Annotated in this window: 16 protein-coding genes; 9 read left to right on the forward strand and 7 right to left on the reverse strand. The window is 56.5% G+C overall.

The genetic code is table 11. The annotated features are described in order from the left end of the window. Positions 1 to 63: 63 nt before the first annotated feature. The 3 genes from ACR0LX_RS19710 to ACR0LX_RS19720 are packed head-to-tail and all read right to left on the reverse strand — an operon-like array spanning position 64 to position 2,360. A complete protein-coding gene (locus tag ACR0LX_RS19710; protein WP_170511100.1) occupies positions 64 to 441 on the reverse strand; it encodes a nuclear transport factor 2 family protein in 378 nt (125 codons plus the stop codon). Positions 442 to 480: 39 nt separating this feature from the next. Then, positions 481 to 1,410 (reverse strand): DMT family transporter, encoded by a 930-nt coding sequence (locus tag ACR0LX_RS19715; RefSeq protein WP_170687544.1) that lies wholly within the window; start codon positions 1,408 to 1,410, stop codon positions 481 to 483. Beyond that, positions 1,410 to 2,360 carry a glutathione S-transferase family protein gene (locus ACR0LX_RS19720; protein WP_480785187.1) on the reverse strand — a complete coding sequence of 317 codons (951 nt, stop codon included), beginning with the start codon at positions 2,358 to 2,360 and terminating at the stop codon, positions 1,410 to 1,412. The genes ACR0LX_RS19715 and ACR0LX_RS19720 overlap by 1 nt, the downstream gene beginning before the upstream one ends. A 115-nt stretch (positions 2,361 to 2,475) precedes the next feature. Between ACR0LX_RS19720 and ACR0LX_RS19725 the strand changes: the two genes are divergently transcribed. After that, complete coding sequence (locus ACR0LX_RS19725) at positions 2,476 to 3,396, forward strand: LysR family transcriptional regulator (RefSeq protein WP_480785188.1); 921 nt, start codon at positions 2,476 to 2,478, stop codon at positions 3,394 to 3,396. A 489-nt stretch (positions 3,397 to 3,885) separates the two neighbouring features. On the opposite strand, the gene ACR0LX_RS19730 is transcribed toward ACR0LX_RS19725, so the two are convergent. The 4 genes from ACR0LX_RS19730 to ACR0LX_RS19745 all read right to left on the reverse strand — a co-directional run bounded on the left by ACR0LX_RS19730 (position 3,886) and on the right by ACR0LX_RS19745 (position 8,506). Next, positions 3,886 to 4,839: a BMP family protein gene (locus ACR0LX_RS19730; RefSeq protein WP_480785189.1), complete on the reverse strand. Its 954-nt coding sequence runs from the start codon at positions 4,837 to 4,839 to the stop codon at positions 3,886 to 3,888. Positions 4,840 to 4,928: 89 nt separating this feature from the next. Then, the gene (locus ACR0LX_RS19735) at positions 4,929 to 5,861 is read right to left on the reverse strand and encodes an ABC transporter permease (RefSeq protein ID WP_480785190.1); all 933 of its coding nucleotides are present in this window, start codon (positions 5,859 to 5,861) and stop codon (positions 4,929 to 4,931) included. Positions 5,862 to 5,864: 3 nt separating this feature from the next. After that, positions 5,865 to 6,950, reverse strand: coding sequence for an ABC transporter permease (locus tag ACR0LX_RS19740; protein WP_480785191.1), 1,086 nt, complete (start codon positions 6,948 to 6,950; stop codon positions 5,865 to 5,867). Then, positions 6,947 to 8,506, reverse strand: coding sequence for an ABC transporter ATP-binding protein (locus tag ACR0LX_RS19745; RefSeq protein ID WP_480785192.1), 1,560 nt, complete (start codon positions 8,504 to 8,506; stop codon positions 6,947 to 6,949). Before ACR0LX_RS19745 ends, ACR0LX_RS19740 begins: the two co-directional genes overlap by 4 nt. Before the next feature lie 133 nt (positions 8,507 to 8,639). On the opposite strand from ACR0LX_RS19745, the gene gcvA reads away from it, so the two are divergent. The 8 genes from gcvA to ACR0LX_RS19785 all read left to right on the forward strand — a co-directional run bounded on the left by gcvA (position 8,640) and on the right by ACR0LX_RS19785 (position 16,591). After that, positions 8,640 to 9,566, forward strand: coding sequence for a transcriptional regulator GcvA (gcvA, locus tag ACR0LX_RS19750; protein WP_171329854.1), 927 nt, complete (start codon positions 8,640 to 8,642; stop codon positions 9,564 to 9,566). A 97-nt stretch (positions 9,567 to 9,663) separates the two neighbouring features. After that, on the forward strand, positions 9,664 to 10,347 hold the full coding sequence (locus ACR0LX_RS19755) for a DUF1989 domain-containing protein (RefSeq protein ID WP_170451051.1): 684 nt from the start codon (positions 9,664 to 9,666) through the stop codon (positions 10,345 to 10,347). Next, a complete protein-coding gene (locus tag ACR0LX_RS19760) occupies positions 10,337 to 11,878 on the forward strand; it encodes an amidohydrolase family protein (protein WP_480785193.1) in 1,542 nt (513 codons plus the stop codon). The genes ACR0LX_RS19755 and ACR0LX_RS19760 overlap by 11 nt, the downstream gene beginning before the upstream one ends. Further along, the gene (locus ACR0LX_RS19765; RefSeq protein WP_480785194.1) at positions 11,863 to 12,750 is read left to right on the forward strand and encodes a polysaccharide deacetylase family protein; all 888 of its coding nucleotides are present in this window, start codon (positions 11,863 to 11,865) and stop codon (positions 12,748 to 12,750) included. Before ACR0LX_RS19760 ends, ACR0LX_RS19765 begins: the two co-directional genes overlap by 16 nt. Continuing rightward, on the forward strand, positions 12,747 to 14,018 hold the full coding sequence (locus ACR0LX_RS19770; RefSeq protein WP_480785195.1) for an amidase family protein: 1,272 nt from the start codon (positions 12,747 to 12,749) through the stop codon (positions 14,016 to 14,018). The genes ACR0LX_RS19765 and ACR0LX_RS19770 overlap by 4 nt, the downstream gene beginning before the upstream one ends. 95 nt (positions 14,019 to 14,113) lie before the next feature. Next, positions 14,114 to 14,773, forward strand: coding sequence for an FMN-dependent NADH-azoreductase (locus tag ACR0LX_RS19775; RefSeq protein ID WP_480785196.1), 660 nt, complete (start codon positions 14,114 to 14,116; stop codon positions 14,771 to 14,773). Between the two features lie 270 nt (positions 14,774 to 15,043). Further along, on the forward strand, positions 15,044 to 16,390 hold the full coding sequence (locus ACR0LX_RS19780; RefSeq protein WP_480785197.1) for a dihydrolipoyl dehydrogenase family protein: 1,347 nt from the start codon (positions 15,044 to 15,046) through the stop codon (positions 16,388 to 16,390). A 42-nt stretch (positions 16,391 to 16,432) separates the two neighbouring features. Continuing rightward, positions 16,433 to 16,591 carry a hypothetical protein gene (locus ACR0LX_RS19785; RefSeq protein ID WP_171329863.1) on the forward strand — a complete coding sequence of 53 codons (159 nt, stop codon included), beginning with the start codon at positions 16,433 to 16,435 and terminating at the stop codon, positions 16,589 to 16,591. Positions 16,592 to 16,810 lie beyond the last annotated feature (219 nt).

The raw sequence follows: 16,810 nt of genomic DNA on the forward strand, positions 1-16,810 counted from the left end.
ATGGCCGTTTCTGCCCGTGTCGGCCAGAGCGGCAGGCAAGGCGCGCAGCCCTGGCCACAGGCATCAAAGACCGGAGATATCCACATACACCCGGTAATCCGCGATCCTGTCCTCGCGAAAGTTGAACCGTGCAGCAAAGCGCACGTCGTGCGTGCTTTGGTCCTTGCGCGTATAGTGAACGGTGCCGTCGCAGAACGCAGTATCGCCGCTGGACCAGATGCCGGTGATGGTATGTTGCATACCCTGGATCGTGGCAAAGAACCCTGCGTTCGCGGCTTGCACGGCTGTGCGCCCGTCAATCTGTTCGAAATTGCCAAGCTGGAACTGCACGTCTTCGGTGACATGCTCGACAACGCCGGCTTCGTCCAGCGCGTCAACAGCGGTGTAAAGGGATGCGATCCGGGGCGCGTGGGCCGCTGTGGTGGGGGCAGTGATTTGCATGTTTTGGTTTCCTTTTCTGTTTGAAAGTTATCGGTGGGTCTAAGTCTGGTTGGCCTGTGACCGTCGGTGCAGGACCGGCGGGAGTTTCAGGTGACCGTTGGTGACGGCTAGCCCAAGGAACAGGATTGCGAGGGACCCCAGCAGCCCAAGGCCAAGAGGTTCCCGAAAGACAATTGCCCCGATTGCGATGCCGGAAAGCGTGGCAAAATAGCCGACCTGGGCGAACCCAACGCCATCCGTGCGCCGCTGTACTTCGAAGGTCAGCGCATAGCTGAGCGCAGTGATGGATCCGATGCCGAAGATTGCGCCAAGCAGGGCAGGGGGCACCGAGACGTCGCTGATTGTGGTGCCGCGTCCCAGTATCAGGGCGGAAATCAGTAACAGCTGTGACAGAAGCGTTCCGGTCGCCAGCCCCAACGGATCGCCGCCGGGCGGGTAGGCATAGCTGCGAAAGACGTTGCCGCAGGCCAGAAACAAGGGCCCCAAAAGCGACAGGGCAATCCACGCCGGCTCGACTCCCGACAGGTCAAACCCACCCATGGTGGCAAGGCTGACCCCGGCAAGGCCGATCAGAATACCAACCAGGCGGTGCAACGGCAGCATCCTGCGCGCGATCAGTGCCGTTATCGCAAAGGTAAACAGCGGTGACAGCGTGACGAGGGCGGAATAGAACCCAAGGCTCACATGCTCCAGCACCAGAAACCCGATCACAGCGGGGCCGCTGACACCGAAAACTCCGGCGCCGACATAATAGGGAATGTGCCGCGCGTTGAGCGCCACGCGCTTCTGCGACAGCAAACACAACGCCAACAGCGCGATGCTGGCCAGCAAAACCTGCCAGAACAAAGCGGTCAGAGCTGATATTCCTGCCATCGAGACGAATTTGGACAAAGTGAAACTGACCCCCACCAGGACACCGATGGCCATGATCAGCGCGGATACAGGGGATCTTCTGACAATATCAGGCATCACGCGGCCCCCATTTCCGGCACATCGGTTAAGCGCAGAGAAGCCGGGCCGATCGGGATAATTCCGCTGGGGTTGATGTGCCGATGGCTGAGGAAGTAGTGCTGACGGATATGGGCCATGTCCACAGTGTCAGCCACGCCCGGCAACCGCATGATGTCGGCCAGATAGCGGGACAGGGCAACATAGTCGCTGATGCGTTTGTAGTCGGTCTTGAAGTGGGTCACATAGACCGGGTCAAACCGCAGAAGTGTCGGAAACAGCTTCAGGTCAACCTCTGTCAGCACGTCTCCGGCTAGGAACCGGCGTTGGCCAAGCGTTTCTTCAATCGCGTCGAGGCAGGCAAAGAGCGCCGTTACGGCCTCGCCATACGCGATCTGGCTGGTTGCAAACCCGGCGCGATAGACGCCTTCGCGGATCGGTGACTGAATTTGTTCGGCGATCCGGTCGATTTCATCGCAAAGATGGGACGGGCGAAGATCGGGTCCCGCGGCATCGGGAAACGCCGTCTGAAGCATGCGCATGATCTCGGCCGACTCGGTGCTGACGATCCGGTCCGTCACTTTGTCCAGCAGCACAGGCACGCTGATCGGACCCGTGTAATCCGGCTTGGCGTGCTGATAGACTTCGTAAAGGAAGCGGGTGCGTTCGACACCGCTTTGGTCGTTGAACAGGGTCTGGTCGATGACCCAGCCGTTTTCCGACATGATCGGATCCATCCAGGTGATGCTGAACGCATCGCGCAGGGCCTTCAAAGTCAGAACTAGATCGACGCCGTTACACCAGGGGCAGGCTTTGGACAAGTAGAGGTGATACCGGCCCGCCGTATTCGGGAAAGGGGTGCCCGGCTGCGCGCTGATGTGGCTTCTGAATGGGCTTTGCAGGCGGTGAAAACGGCCGTCCGAGGCCGGCGGTTTATCACGCAGTATTCCGTTGATGAGCATCTTGGGCATGTCAGCCTCCGGCGTTAACAGGACATGCCCACAACCTATTTACCTTCTATTTCGATGATAATCGTGTGATACGGAAACTTATAGGCGAGAAAAACTCGCCCAATGGAACTTAAACATGACTGAAATTGGCGCTATCCCCGTTTTTGTTGCTGTGGCGAACCAAGGCGGGTTCGCAGCCGCCGCCCGGCATCTGGGCCTTACAAAATCAGCGGTCAGCAAGCGGATCGGCGTGCTGGAGGCCCATCTGGGAACGCAGCTCTTTCATCGCTCGACGCGGTCCATTTCCCTTACCGAGGCGGGCGAAATCTATCTGGCCCACGCGGCGCAGGCGCTTGGCGCAGCGCAGGACGCCGAAGACGCAGTTGCGGCGTTGCAGGGGCAACCGGTTGGATTACTAAGGCTCAGTACACCCATGTCCTTTGGACAGCTGCATGTTGCGCCTATGATTGCTGCATTCCTCAGGCAATATCCGGGGATCAGAATTGACCTGACGATGGATGACAAATTTGTCGATCTCGTCGAAGGGGGCATCGACGTGGCCTTACGCGCCGGAACGTTGCCGAACTCGGCCCTGATCGCACGCAAACTCGTCCCGATCCACAGCGTGATTGTCGCTGCGCCGGACTATCTTGCGCAGTCCGGAACGCCAGAATCACCTGAGGATCTTCTGGCGCATTCCTGCCTTCACTACGCCTATTCGCGCGACCCTTCGGAATGGCGCTTAGCCGGGCCCGCGGGTGACATGCGCGTTCAGACATCTGGTGATCTGCGCGTGAACAACAGCGAAGCCCTGTGCACCGTGCTGCTTGACGGTCTTGGTATTGGTCGTCTGCCGACCTTTATTGCCGGAGCCCACTTGACCAGTGGCCGTCTGGTCAGGGTGCTGCCCGAATATCGCCTGCCTGAACAGGCGCTGTACGCAGTCTTCCCTGAACGAAAGCACACGCCAGCGAAAGTTCGCGCGTTTTTGGATTTCGTCATGGAACGCATCGGGCACGACGCACCCTATTGGGATTTGGATGCAGGTCCGCTTTAGGGACAAGGGCCGATGATACTCTAACATTAAACCTGGACCGACCAAGAACACCCAAAGTGCGGGGCAGTCCGGCAATGTCTTCTTCGGGGAATGCTGTAGTGCAGAGTCGGATATTCTTGAACGGCTGGATTGGGCCGTCTCATCGAAGCGAGACTTTTCTGGTCGCTGCACGCTGCGCTTGCCCTAAACCGCGGAGTGAGCACAGTTCGACCGATGCTGCAATGCGCAGGAATGTCTGGTCACAGATTTTGCAAGGACGATGTTGATTGAGCGTTTTGCATGGTTGGATCTTAGGCAGTCCTGGAATTGTTCATTTTCGGGCATTACAAAACTAAAAACATCAATAGAAAGCACAGCGGCTCCGACGAAATCGAGGGAAACACAGTCCCACGCGGTACAAGCGAAAGGCTTCAATCATTGATTTCTCTGACAAAAAAGCCCCCAGACTTGGGGGCGAGTTTAGGGGGAGGAGCGATTGTCAGGGATGCATTATTGTGGATTTACAATCAAAATGCCTGACTTCATGGCGTCGATCAGATTGTTGACTTCATCCACAACGTCCACCGGGATATCTGAATGGAACGACCCGATCCGCATGGCCAGTTCATTGCCCATATCCGCCCGGTAGAGTGCACCTTCCAGTTTTCCAGCAGCTGCCAGTTCCAGGTAGGACCGCATGTTGCCTCGGACATCCAAGATTGCGGACTGTAGGATTTCCGGCCATTCGTTGATCGCATCACGATAGATGCCGATGCCATAGACGCCTTTTTCCTGAACGGCCTGCATGGAGCCCAGCGTCGCGCTGTCCATTGTCGGCCAGACGACATCGGCGCCTTGGGAAATTTGGTTCAAAGCAGCTTCTTTGCCCTTGGCGATGTCATCCCAGTCGCCAGTCCAGGTAACCAGAACTCTGACATCCGGATTGGCCGCTTTGGCGCCCGCTTCGTAGCCCGCAACCGTGTCCGTCGTGAACTTGAACTGCTGCGCCGCGATGATGCCGATGGTGCCTGTGTCTGACATGGAGCCTGCGACGTAGCCCATCAGATAAGCGATTTGGCTGAAATAGAAATCCGCGTTGGCAATGTTGTCTTTGGTGCCCAGTCCGTTGTTCACCATGAACATGGTTTCCGGGAAGCGTGCAGCGACACGTTCCACTGCGTCCTGGAATTCTCCGCCGTGACCGATCACAAGGTCATACCCCCGGCGTGCGTAGTCGCTCAGGACTTCGATTTGTTCCGGCTGATGCACGCTTTCGGAAAAAGCGGCTTCAAAGCCAAGCACTTCACCTGCCTTGGTGAGACCTTCGAATCCGGCTTGGTTCCAGCCATTATCAGAAATCGATCCGGGCATAACGATCGCGGCGCGTTCGATCCCCTCAGCGGCCGCAGGCCCGGCCAACATCAGTGCCGCAAGCCCCGCCAATAGTTTGGACTTCAATTGCATTGTTGTTCTCCCATATTGGATATGTGTTGTTAGGGTGACGGGAGGATCGCGACGTGAAAAACGATGGTTTCTCACGTCACGGCTGAGATTTATCGATGCTCTCGGTCGTAAGGCAGTCCGACGCTTGCAGGTGCGCTGGCTTTGGCTCCGAGGACCACGAGTGCGATGAGCGATGCCAGGTAAGGCAAGATCAGGAAGAGCTGATAGGGAATCTCTGGCGAGGTGAATTGCAGTTTGAATTGCACCGCATCACAGAAGCCGAAGAAAAGCGCTGCGCAGATCGCACCGATGGGCGACCAACGTCCTAAGATGATTGCCGCAAGCGCAATGAAGCCTTTGCCCGCGCTCATCCCTTCCGCAAACACATAGACTTGCGATAAGACCAGATGCACCCCTGCCAGTGCCGAGAGGGCACCGCTGACTGCAATTGCGAGATATTGCATGCGAAAGACAGGAACCCCGGCCAAGTCCGCGGCCTTCGGGTTTTCGCCAACGGCGCGCAGGTCCAGACCCTTGTGGGATTTCATCAGCCAGAACCAGGCGGCTGTTGCCAATCCGATCAAAAGGTAGAACAGCGGATCCTGGGAAAGCAGGGACGGGCCAACGACGGGAAGATCTGACAAGAAGGGAATATCGATCTGCGAGAATCCGTTTACCCGCGCTCCTCCGGCCTGAGTCCCGAATATCTGACGGGACAAAAAAGCTGTGAGTCCGGCCAGCAGCAGGTTGAGCGCGATACCGCCAACCAGCTGGTTGATGCGCAGCCGGATCGACATGCATCCAAGCAGCAGGCCTGAGATCAGGCCGCAAATGATCCCGCATCCGAGCCCGATCATGGCAGAGCCCGTTGCGAAAGAACCAGCAGCGGCGCCAAGCGCTCCGGCGAGGATCTGACCTTCGAGGCCGATGTTGTACAGCCCGCTGCGTTCCGCAATCACCCCGCCAAGGGCAGCAAAAGCAATTGGCGTACCCAATCGGGCGGTTCCGGCAAGGACGTCGCCCAGCAAAACAAGATCAATCATAGCTTATGCCTCTTTCTTTTGGCGTTGTGTTTGGCGGCGCAGCCGCAGGTTTTTTGCCAAGGGTTTCAAAATGGATATTGACCTGGTTCGCGGTGTCACGAGGGCGGCGGCGACCAGAACCACAACGAGCCCCTCGACCACTTCGATGACGGAACTGTCGACCCCGACGGCACGTTGCATCGTTCCCGCGCCGGCAGAAAGCCCAGCAAGGAACAGCGCGGTCAAAGGCGCGACAATTGGGTTAAGAGCCGCAAGGAAGGCGACGACAATTCCGTCATAGCCGTAGCCATCGCTAAACAGGTGGAACAGGCGGTACTTCGACCCGATCACCTCGATTGCGCCGGCCATACCGGCAAGGCTGCCGCCAATCAACATGGCGCGAATGATGGTCCTTTTCTGGTCCACGCCGGCATAGGCCGCAGCGCGCGCATTGCGCCCCACTAGGTCCAAGTGGAAGCCCGACGGCGTGAAACGCAGCCAGAAATACAAGATAACCGTCATGGCCAGCCCGAATACAAAGCCCACATGGGTATCAGATCGCGGCATCAGAATAGGCAGGCGATAGGCTTCTGAGACTTCCTCGGAATAAGGATATGGCGCGCCTTCGGCCAATAGCGGCCCAGCCACGGCGTAGCTGACGATGTGGATCGCAATGAAGTTCATCAGCAGCGTGACAATGACCTCATTCGTCCCCCGATAGGCTTTGAGATACGCAGGAATTGCCGCCCAAAACGCCCCACCGGCGGCGGCGGCGATAAATATCAGTGGCACGCCCAATAGACCGGGCAGATTGGGGATCGCCAAAGCGAAGACGGCGCCGAACAACCCACCAATATAAATCTGCCCCTCGCCACCAATATTGAACACACCGGCGCGCATCGGAATGATCACGGCCAGCCCGGCCAGAAGCATCGGCGAGGCTTTGACCAAAGTATTGGAGAAGCCCCAGTAATTCAGGAAAGATTCCAGAAACAGAATCTTATAGGCCTCAAACGGGTTGTGCCCGTCGAGCAGGATCAGCACGCCGCCAACGCTCAGCGCTGAAAGCAAAGCAATCGCAATCCGGCGTTGCATGGTGAATCTGTTCATTGTACCTCCTCCGGCGCTGCGGTCATCAAGAGCCCGATGTCTTGAAGAGTTGTGTTTTCTGGATCGACAACACCCGTGATCCGACCAAAGGCCATCACGGCGACGCGGTCAGAGATGTCGAGCACATGTTCAAGTTCAGTGGAGATATAGAGAACCCCCACACCGCTTTGGGCGACGGCTCGGATCTGGTTCTGAACAAATTCCGTTGCGCCGACATCGAGCCCTTTCGTCGGCTGTACGACGACCAAGAGATTGCGCGCCCGGGCCACTTCACGGGCCAGAACAATTTTTTGCTGATTGCCGCCGGACAAAGCTGAGGCGTTCAATTTTGGGTCTGGAGGCCTGATGTCAAAGGCCGCGACCACGTCGCACGTGATCTCGTGCATCGCACGTCGGGAAATCAGACCGCCAGACATGAACCTGCCTTCGCCAATGGATCGAAAGGCCATGTTTTCTTCGACACTGAGCGACAGGACCAAGCCTTCGGCATGGCGGTCTTCGGGCACGAAGCCGATGCCATCTGCAATGCGCGAAGCGATGGAGGCGCTTGATATCTCTGTGCCATTGAGGTGAATGGCGCCGCTGGTTTGCCTTTTGAGGCCGGTGATCACCTCGCTCAACTCCGTCTGGCCATTGCCGTCGATCCCGGCGATTCCGAGAATTTCGCCAGCCTTCACGGAGAGGGTCAGATCCTGCAGGATTTCCGCGCCGCCTGGATCGATCAAGCAGACATCAGAGACAACCAGAGCGTCCGGTGCTGAGCTGGTGTCGTTGCGCGCCTTTTTGGCCTTGGGTGTCTCGACCGTTTCGCTCGTCGGTTTTTCTCCCATCATAAGCGCTGACATCTGCGTCATGGGCGTGGTCGCAACCGGAAGAACTCCCTCGACACGCCCATGGCGCATTATCATGACGCGATCGGCAATTTCGCGGATTTCATCGAGCTTGTGACTGATGAAAAAGACGAGGCAGCCGTTGGCGACCAGCTTGCGCACCCCTTTGAGAAACGGAGCGACTTCGGTCGGGGCAAGTACGCTGGTGGGTTCATCCAGGATCAGGATCGATACATCGCGAAACAGCGCCTTAAGGATTTCCACCCTTTGCTTCATGCCCACAGGCATTTCCGTTACGCGGATGTCGAAATCGACGTTAAAGTCAAAGTCGCTGCAAAGCTGCCGAATGCGCGCCCGCGCTTCGGCACCCCTCTTTGAGCTGGGTAAGCCGATCAGAATGTTCTCTTCGGCGGTCATTGCGCCGACCAGGCTGAAATGCTGGTGGATCATGCCGATCCCATGCTCAATAGCTTTTGCTGGGCTGGTCACCGAAACAGGTGTTCCGCCCAGTTTGATTTCGCCGTTATCGGGCTGATACAGGCCGATCAAAACGCTTGCGAACGTGGTTTTCCCCGCTCCGTTCTCGCCCAGAATCGCAATGCACTCGCCCTTCGAGGCCAGCAGATTGACATTGTGCAATGCACGAACGGCGCCAAACGACTTGTCGATGCCGGTGACTTTCAAAAATGGATCCAAGACAACCTCCCAACTTTCACGCAAATTCAAGAGAGAATGTCCTATCTTCTCAAATTAGATGTTTTCACCTCATAGCTGAGAAATTCGTCCACATGAGAACTGGCAATCGGGTTAGAGTGGAACGACGAAATAGCATCGCATCAGGAGAGCAAAGCCGCGCGTCATGGCGAAGATACCGTCGTTGAAAAGCATTCAGGCCTTCGAAGCAGCCTGCCGGCATCTGAGTTTCAAGGATGCCGCCGATGAATTATGCGTCACTCCGACTGCCATTTCCCATCAGATCAAATCGCTGGAGGATCAACTTGGGGTACCCCTGTTCCACCGGCTGACCCGCGCCTTGAAATTGACGGAGGATGGGGCCAATTACGCGCCCCACATTATTGAGGCCTTCAAGAACATCGAAGCCGCCTCTCTCGCGCTGGAGGAAGACGACCTTGCGGGCACATTGACAATCTCAACCACCGGGTCCTTTGCCGCCAACTGGCTGAGCCCGCGGCTGCGAGGCTTTTACGAGAAATACCCGGAGATTTCGGTAAAGGTTCTGTCAAGCGATCAACTGGTGGATTTCAAATCCAGTGATGTGGATGTGGCCATTCGGTATGGCTTTGGCGATTATCCTGACAGCAATGTGGCTTGGGTCTTGAATGACTGGGTGGCCCCTGTCTGCAGCGTGGAAAAGGCGAAGTCATTGAGTTCCCCCGAAGAGCTTCTGAAGTCTCGTCTGATCGAATACCAATGGAGCGGGTTTTCCGATGCGGATCCGAGTTGGGAGCGCTGGATGGACGCGGCTGGCTTGCAGACTGGTGATGTCGAGCCCTATGTCACTTATTCCGAGGAACACATCTGCCTGCTGACGGCAAGCGATGGTCATGGTGTGGCCCTGGTCAGCCTTTTGGCCGCCGCGCGTTTTCTGGAACGTAATATGCTGGTCGCCCCCTTTGATACGGCATTGAAGAACAAGAGCTATTTTCTCGTTTGCCCGGAAACTTACGCCAATCGTGCACGCGTTCGTGCGTTCCGGGAATGGCTATTGGACCAAGCAGATGAGTTTCGTGACAGCGCCGTCGGTCAAAGGTTTTTTGAAGATTAGCGCGTCCGCAACGATCTAATCCGTCGCTTGAATTTTTGTCATTTCTAAATTGCCGAGAAGCATGCGTTTCTGAACCCCTAACCAGGAGTTCTTGCACATGCAAAGTTTTGACCCTTCCCGACCCCATGGTTTCAATCAAACTCTGGACAGCACGGTCTCTGCCGACGGCGTCCCGGTCATTGCACAACGGTATACAGTGCCAGCACGTTGCGGTGTCGCGGTGCGTTTGACAGCCGGGCAGACATTGACCATCACCAATCCGACCGGCTGGCAAGTCTGCGATTTCTGGGCGTTCAATGCGGCAGAGCTGCATGAATATTTGTCTATACCGCATGTGCATACGGATCTTCTGTCTGTTTTCCCAAAGGTCGGTGACAGGTTGGTCAGCAATCTGCGCAATCCTCTTCTGACGCTGACCCAAGACACATCGCCGGGTGTGCATGACACAACGGTCGCCGCTTGCGATGCCAACCGGTACAAGCAATTGGGCGTTACTGATTACCACGACAATTGCGCCGACAACTTGAGGCAGGCCTTGCTTGCTATCGGGAAAAAAGCACCGCATGTGCCAGCGCCCTTCAATCTGTGGATGAACGTCCCAGTTCACCCTGATGGCAGCCTTGCCTGGGCTGCGCCGGTGTCAAAGGCGGGGGATAGCATGTCATTCAAAGCTGAGATGCCAGTCTACGCCGTGATGTCGGCCTGCCCGCAAGATATCACTCCAGTCAATGGGGACGAAGGCAAACCCAGCGCGCTGGAATTTGTTGTTCATGACGGCTAATGGCGGCGACATATTTTCTGCCCGCTGGATCATCGAAGATGCTTTTCACAGTCACAACGACTTCGCTCTTTATGTTCTAGACGGTAGAATAGGTGGCTTGGCGCCTCTGGCCGTATTGAAGTCACGTTATCCCAGCGCAAGGGTGCACTCGGACACAAACACGGCGATCCTGCCCGGGTTTGTGAATGCCCATCACCATTGTTATGGGGTGAACCTGATCAACCAAGGGATACGGGATGACCTGTTAGAGCCTTGGATTTTCGCCTCCGCTGGCGCAGCCGACATTGCGCCGCGCCTCGCCACCGAATACGCGGCAATGCGCTTGCTGAAGAATGGGGTAACGGCTGTTGTGGATGCTGGCACCACGGGTCAGACAGCGGCCATTGCCGAAGTGAAGATAAGAGACAAAATCGCCGTATATAATGGGCTTGGCCTGTCCTGTGCCATCGCGCCGGGCGAGAGATGGCACAACCAGCTTGTGCATCCATATGGGCAAAGCCAGTCGTTTCTGACCACCTTGCCCGAGGTTCTGCGATGCAAACTGCAACGCCAACACGTTGCGCGTACACGTATTGCACCGCAAAGCTTTGTACGGCTTCTGTCCCGGATGAATGGCGAATACGCGGCATCTGAATGCGCTGATGTGTGGTTTGGCCCCACGGCACCGCATTGGACGGGCCGAGAGATCCTTCGCGACATTGCCAGGGAGGTTCGCGAAAGCGGCCAGCGCATTCACACCCATGCAGAAGAGTCTCGGCTGCAGCACCTGTCGGCTACAGCCTGGAGTTTTCAGGGTGCCATCGCAGAATTGGGCAAAGCTGGCCTGCTCACTGACGGCTTGTCTTTGGCGCATATGGTCTGGGCGGACGAAAAAGATCTGGCGCGAGTCGCCGAGGCGCGCGCGCATATTGTGTGCAATCCTAGCTCCAATTTGCGGCTGCGGTCCGGCATTGCACCCGCGCCATTGATGAAGCGGATGGGCATCAACCTCGCACTGGGGATGGATGGGACCAGCCTGGCAGGCGATGACGATATGTTCGCCGAAATGCGTCTGGCGCAAAGCCTTTATTGGTCGAGTGATCGGGCGAACCCTAGCCTGACCGCGAAGGATGTTTTCGACATGGCCACTTTGGGTGGCGCGCGTTTGATGGGTATGGATCACAGCATCGGAAGCCTGTCCGTTAGAAAACGCGCCGACTTTGTGATTCTGCGCCTGGACCGTCTTGAAGGTCCCTGGTTAAACCCCGGCATTGATCCGGTTGAGCTGTTGGTCAGCTCGGCAAAATCCACGGACATCCAGAGCGTCTTCACCGGCGGACAACTGGCCGTTTCGCACGGCAAGGCCCAAAAGTGCGACGAAAAGATAATTCTTCAAAACATCACCGACAGCATGCAGCGCGCCGCGGATCAAAGGCTGAGCGCCAGTGAATATGCCGTCGTCAAATCCGCATTGCAGCGCTGGTATGACGATTGGCTGACGAACAATGCCCGCAATTGTGACAGAGGAGCAAAACCATGCAGAAGAAGATAATCTGGCCAAACGGCGCGCGATGCGCCTGTGCGATCACCTTTGATATCGATGCGGACAGCCTGATCCATATCGCAAAGCCGGTCGACGGGCATGATCGCCTCTATCCGATCTCCATGGGGCGCTACGGGCCGACGGTTGCCATCCCTCGGATTCTAGAAACCTACAAACGCCTCGAGCTGAAACAGTCCTTCTTCGCACCCGGATGGGTCGTGGAGCAATATCCAGATGCTATGCAAGCCATCCTGAAAGATGGTCATGAAATCGGCCATCATGGCTATTTGCACGAAGACCCGACAAACCACAGCGCGTCTGAACAAGCCTATTGGTTTGAACGCGCGCTGGAGTCGCATAAGCGGGTTCTGGGCAATGTGCCAAAAGGCTATCGCGCACCGGTTTACAATGTGACGCAAGCCGTCATCGACCTGCTGAACAAGCATAAATTCGATTATGACAGTTCGCTGATGGCGGATGATGTGCCATATCTCATGCGATCCGGCGGGCGGACTTTGGTCGAACTTCCACCGCATTGGGGGACCGACGACTGGCCGCAATTCGCCCATTTTGAGGAGATTGGCTACATGATGCCCGTCGCCGGGCCACGCGCCGGGCTGACCCCATTTTGGGAGGAATTCGAAGCCCAATACGAAGAAGGTGGCTTCTGGATCGGTATTTGGCATCCCTTCCTGACCGGGCGTTTGGCGCGGTGGCGGCAGGTGGAAGACTGGATGGAAACCATCTTGAACAGGGGTGACGTCTGGTTCGCCACTCTCGGAGAGATCGCGCAGCACGTGCGCACGCAATATGAGGCAGACCGGCAAAGCGTACGGGTTGAAGAACTGCCTTATTATAAGGCTCCGGCCCTGACGACATGAATATCCTTCAACGGGCGCGCGACTTCGTGGCTTCGCTCGACGCGCAGCGCGAGGTATTCCTTAGCGTTGCGCCAGATAGACTGTTGGATGATGCGCGATCCGCCTCCGCGCGGCAGGCCGCAGGGAGCCTGCTTGGCCCGTTGGACGGCCAGCTTCTTGCGGTGAAGGCCAATATCGACGTGCAAGCGCTCCGAAGCCATGCGGGATCTTTGGCCATCGATCCTCAACCAGCAGACAATGACGCCCCGATCGTGGCCAAGCTACGTTCTGCGGGCGCGATCATTCTGGGTCATGTGAACATGTCGGAGTTCGCCTTCTCCGGGCTCGGAGTTAATCCGCATTTCGGCACCCCTCTAAATGCGTTGGATAGCACACTGGTGCCCGGAGGGTCCTCGAGCGGATCGGCGTCAGCGGTTGCCTTGGGCTTGGCCGACATCGCATTGGGCACAGATACCTCCGGCTCCGTGCGCATTCCGGCCGCCTGTCAGGGCCTGGTGGGGTTTCGCCCAACTATGGGCCGTTATGAAAGCGCCAGGATTTTACCACTGGCGCCTTCTCTGGATACGCCAGGCTCACTCGCTTTTAACGTCAGTCAGATTTGCGCTGTAGATCGCGTTTTGTCGGATTGCAAAGAAACCGGGGACGCCTGCCGTCATATTCTGTGCCTGAGGGAAGACGCCCTGGTGGGATTTACCCCGGAAATCAGGGCTATGTACGAACAGGCCCAGCAGCATTTGTCCGATCATGGCATCGAATTGGAAAGGGTTGATATCCGTAGTTTCACTCGTGTCACGGAGATCTTCCAAACCTATGGAACGCTGGTGAGTGCCGAAGCCTTTCGTATTCTGCCAAGCTTGGTCGGAGACCAGCAGGCCAGACTGGACCCAAATGTGCAGGATCGCCTTGCTCAGGCGGCTTCAATCCTTGGCACAGATCTGCAGGCATTGCTGGAAATCCGGCGGGCACTCATCTCAGACTTTGGCAGGGAACTGGCAGGGAAGATGCTGCTTTACCCGACATTGCCGTCGTACCCGCCGTCTGTTCAAGCCGTGACCCGCGATAAAGGGGTCTTTGCACGGGAAAACGCCCGTATCCTGTCGGTATCGATGAAAGCCGCTTTCCTCAATGCCCCAACAATTTCCATTCCATTTGGAGAACGGAGACCGGGGGTCAGCCTATCCTTGAGCGGCGGCGCAAACAGGGACGCGGATATACTTGCGACGTCGTCTCATCTGGAGAAGATTTTTTCAGCGATTAGAGATGGCTGAGGTCAGCTCACTCTATTCAGAATTCTCTTCATTTGTACCTGTGCGTCTCTGGCTTCACCTTTGAATGGTTCATTGCAAACTGACTAGGTGACAAGATGACCACAATCCTGAGAATTGACGCAAGCGTGCGCCGCACCGACAACCCTGTTGCGGCCTATAACTCCATTTCCCGCGCTTTGGCGGACAGTTTCGTGGAAGAATGGAAAACGGTTGATCCGGACGTCGAAATTATTGTGCGTGACGTCGGAATGACCCCGCCGGACTTCATTTCCAACGATTGGATCGCGTCCGTCTTTACACCGGATGAAGAACGCACTCCTGAACAGAGCGCTTTGGTCAGCTTGTCTGATACGCTGATTGACGAGCTCGACCGCTCCGACATCCTTCTGATTTCGACGCCCATGTACAACTATGGCATGCCCGCAGCCCTGAAGGCTTGGTTTGATCAGATCATCCGGATCAATAAGACATTTACGTTTGATTTGGCGCGCGGCGACTTCCCTCTGGAACCGATCATGTCCGGAAAAACACTGGTGCTGCTGACATCGGCTGGCGAATTCGGCTTTGAGAACGGTGGGATTCGCAATGACTCGGGCCACCTTTCTGCGCATATCGGCACCTTGCGCAAGTACCTAGGCGCAGAACGCATGTTCGAAGCTGCGGCCGAGTATCAGGAATTCGCGGATGAGCGTCACAAAGCTTCGGTCGCCTCAGCTCAGGCCCAGGCACGTCATATTGCGCGTGAGCTTGCCTAACCGTTTGCAGACCGGCAACTGGAGATGTCTATGGCCGCGACTACAATTCCCGGAGACGCGTCACCGGAGCGTTGCTTGCTTGACTGATCGAAAAACCTGACGCGCATTACTTTTTGTGCGGACCAGTCAGTTTCATGGGCGACGTGCAGGCTGACCTGGAAAGCCAAGGCGTTCCCGCCGAGCAGATCCACACCGAAAGTTTCGGTTCCGCCATGTGATCTCTATAGACAAAGATCCGCAATCGGAAATTAGAACGAGAGGAGTAACAATATGCGCGAGTCATATGATGTGATCATTATTGGTGGGGGCAATGCAGGGTTCGGTGTTTCCTTCGTGGCACATGGAGCCGGAAAATCGATTGCTTTTATCGAAGCGCGCGATTTCGGCGGGACCTGTCCCAATCGCGGCTGCACGCCAAAAAAGGTTCTGGTGGCGGCCGCCCATGCAATGCACGAGATCGAACAAGCCCCCATCCATGGGATCGAAGTCAGCAAGCCAAAGCTCAATTGGACGAAACTGATCGACCGAGAGAAAGACCTGATTGGTTTCATCCCTGAAGCCATGCAGGGGTTGGCCGAAAAACGCGGTGATGTCTTTCGAGGCACCGCGCGTTTTGTCGGGCCGAACGAGGTTGAGGTCGACGGTCAGGTTATACATGGCAAGGACATCGTTATCGCAACAGGATCGAAGCCAAGGCCTCTGCCTATTCCCGGCACCGAGCACATGATCACGTCCGACGAAGTTCTTTCCGATGCGACAGTGCCGAAAGAAGTTGTCTTCATTGGCGGCGGCGTCATTGCCATGGAGTTCAGTCATGTCTACGCGCGAGCCGGAGTGCGGGTGACAATCCTTGAAGCGTTGCCACAGTTGCTGCCGCGTATGGACAGTGACGCCGTATCGGCTCTGCAAGCGGAAACCGAACGTCTGGGCGTAGCGGTCAAAACCGGAGTATCGGTGACGGCAATCGAGAAGACTGCCGACGGGTTGCGTGTTGAATTCGAACATGACGGCAGAAACCAAAGTCTTTTAGCCGAGCGGGTCGTCAACGGCGCAGGCCGCGTCGCCAATATCGACGGGCTTAACCTCGATGCCGCCGGTGTCGGGCATGACGGACTTCGCATTCTGATCGACGATACGATGCGGTCCACCTCCAACCCTTCAGTCTGGGTTGCGGGCGATGCTGTCACCAGCTCCGCTCAACTTTCCCCCATCGCAACATATGAGGGTCAGATTGTCGGCCACAACATCGTGCATGGACCAACTAAAAGGCCGGATTACAGCGTGATCCCCAGCGCCGTCTACACCGTTCCAGCGCTCAGCACCGTGGGCCTGAGTGAAGCCGAAGCGCGGAAAAAGGGTCTCGATGTCTCAGTTACGGTTTCTGATATGTCCGGTTGGTTTTCCACCAAGACCTATGCGGAAACGGCAGCCTGGTCCAAAGTTTTGGTCGACAAGAGTACCGATCAAGTCTTGGGCGCTCATATCCTGGGCCATCACGGTGACGAACTGATTCATCTCTTTGCGATGGCCATGCGTCACGGCATCTCTGCCAGCGATCTCAAGTCCTCGCTTTATGCGTTTCCGACCTTCGCTGCGGATATGAAATCCTTGATTTAGAGCAGCTTGATACAAGCTGATCCTTCCCAAAGGAGAGCCACTATGAACGATAAAGTCTGTCTGATTACAGATGTAGGTTACGGAGCCGGAGCATCGGTTGCCCGCCGGTTTGCACGGGGCGGATACCGTATTGCCTTGCTGGCCCAGAACGCAGTTAAGTCGATGTCATCAGCCTTGAACGCCCGCGCATCGATTACCTGAGAGCCGAAGGTATTGGTAACTCTCAATTATGCGCCTTGGACAAGACGAAATCCGCGGCCCGTTAAGGCCTTCAGTATAGTAGCCTCTGCCATCAGAACAGCATAGCGCCGGTTGTCGGCAAGAGGACTGCATATACGCTTGTGGAGGCGGTGATGAACAGGCGATTGCGTTTCGGCCCGCCAAAGCAAACATTCGAGACCTCTTCTGGGACGAAAATCT

This window comes from Ruegeria sp. CH11 (assembly GCF_056537105.1).

Coding starts and splice junctions, on each gene's coding strand:
- ACR0LX_RS19710 (WP_170511100.1), bottom strand. CDS start 441: ATGCAAATCACTGCCCCCACCACAGCGGCCCACGCGCCCCGGATCGCA.
- ACR0LX_RS19775 (WP_480785196.1), top strand. CDS start 14,114: ATGACCACAATCCTGAGAATTGACGCAAGCGTGCGCCGCACCGACAAC.
- ACR0LX_RS19730 (WP_480785189.1), bottom strand. CDS start 4,839: ATGCAATTGAAGTCCAAACTATTGGCGGGGCTTGCGGCACTGATGTTG.
- ACR0LX_RS19765 (WP_480785194.1), top strand. CDS start 11,863: ATGCAGAAGAAGATAATCTGGCCAAACGGCGCGCGATGCGCCTGTGCG.
- ACR0LX_RS19770 (WP_480785195.1), top strand. CDS start 12,747: ATGAATATCCTTCAACGGGCGCGCGACTTCGTGGCTTCGCTCGACGCG.
- ACR0LX_RS19735 (WP_480785190.1), bottom strand. CDS start 5,861: ATGATTGATCTTGTTTTGCTGGGCGACGTCCTTGCCGGAACCGCCCGA.
- ACR0LX_RS19725 (WP_480785188.1), top strand. CDS start 2,476: ATGACTGAAATTGGCGCTATCCCCGTTTTTGTTGCTGTGGCGAACCAA.
- ACR0LX_RS19755 (WP_170451051.1), top strand. CDS start 9,664: ATGCAAAGTTTTGACCCTTCCCGACCCCATGGTTTCAATCAAACTCTG.
- ACR0LX_RS19715 (WP_170687544.1), bottom strand. CDS start 1,410: ATGCCTGATATTGTCAGAAGATCCCCTGTATCCGCGCTGATCATGGCC.
- ACR0LX_RS19785 (WP_171329863.1), top strand. CDS start 16,433: ATGAACGATAAAGTCTGTCTGATTACAGATGTAGGTTACGGAGCCGGA.
- ACR0LX_RS19720 (WP_480785187.1), bottom strand. CDS start 2,360: ATGCCCAAGATGCTCATCAACGGAATACTGCGTGATAAACCGCCGGCC.
- ACR0LX_RS19780 (WP_480785197.1), top strand. CDS start 15,044: ATGCGCGAGTCATATGATGTGATCATTATTGGTGGGGGCAATGCAGGG.
- gcvA (WP_171329854.1), top strand. CDS start 8,640: ATGGCGAAGATACCGTCGTTGAAAAGCATTCAGGCCTTCGAAGCAGCC.
- ACR0LX_RS19760 (WP_480785193.1), top strand. CDS start 10,337: ATGACGGCTAATGGCGGCGACATATTTTCTGCCCGCTGGATCATCGAA.
- ACR0LX_RS19740 (WP_480785191.1), bottom strand. CDS start 6,950: ATGAACAGATTCACCATGCAACGCCGGATTGCGATTGCTTTGCTTTCA.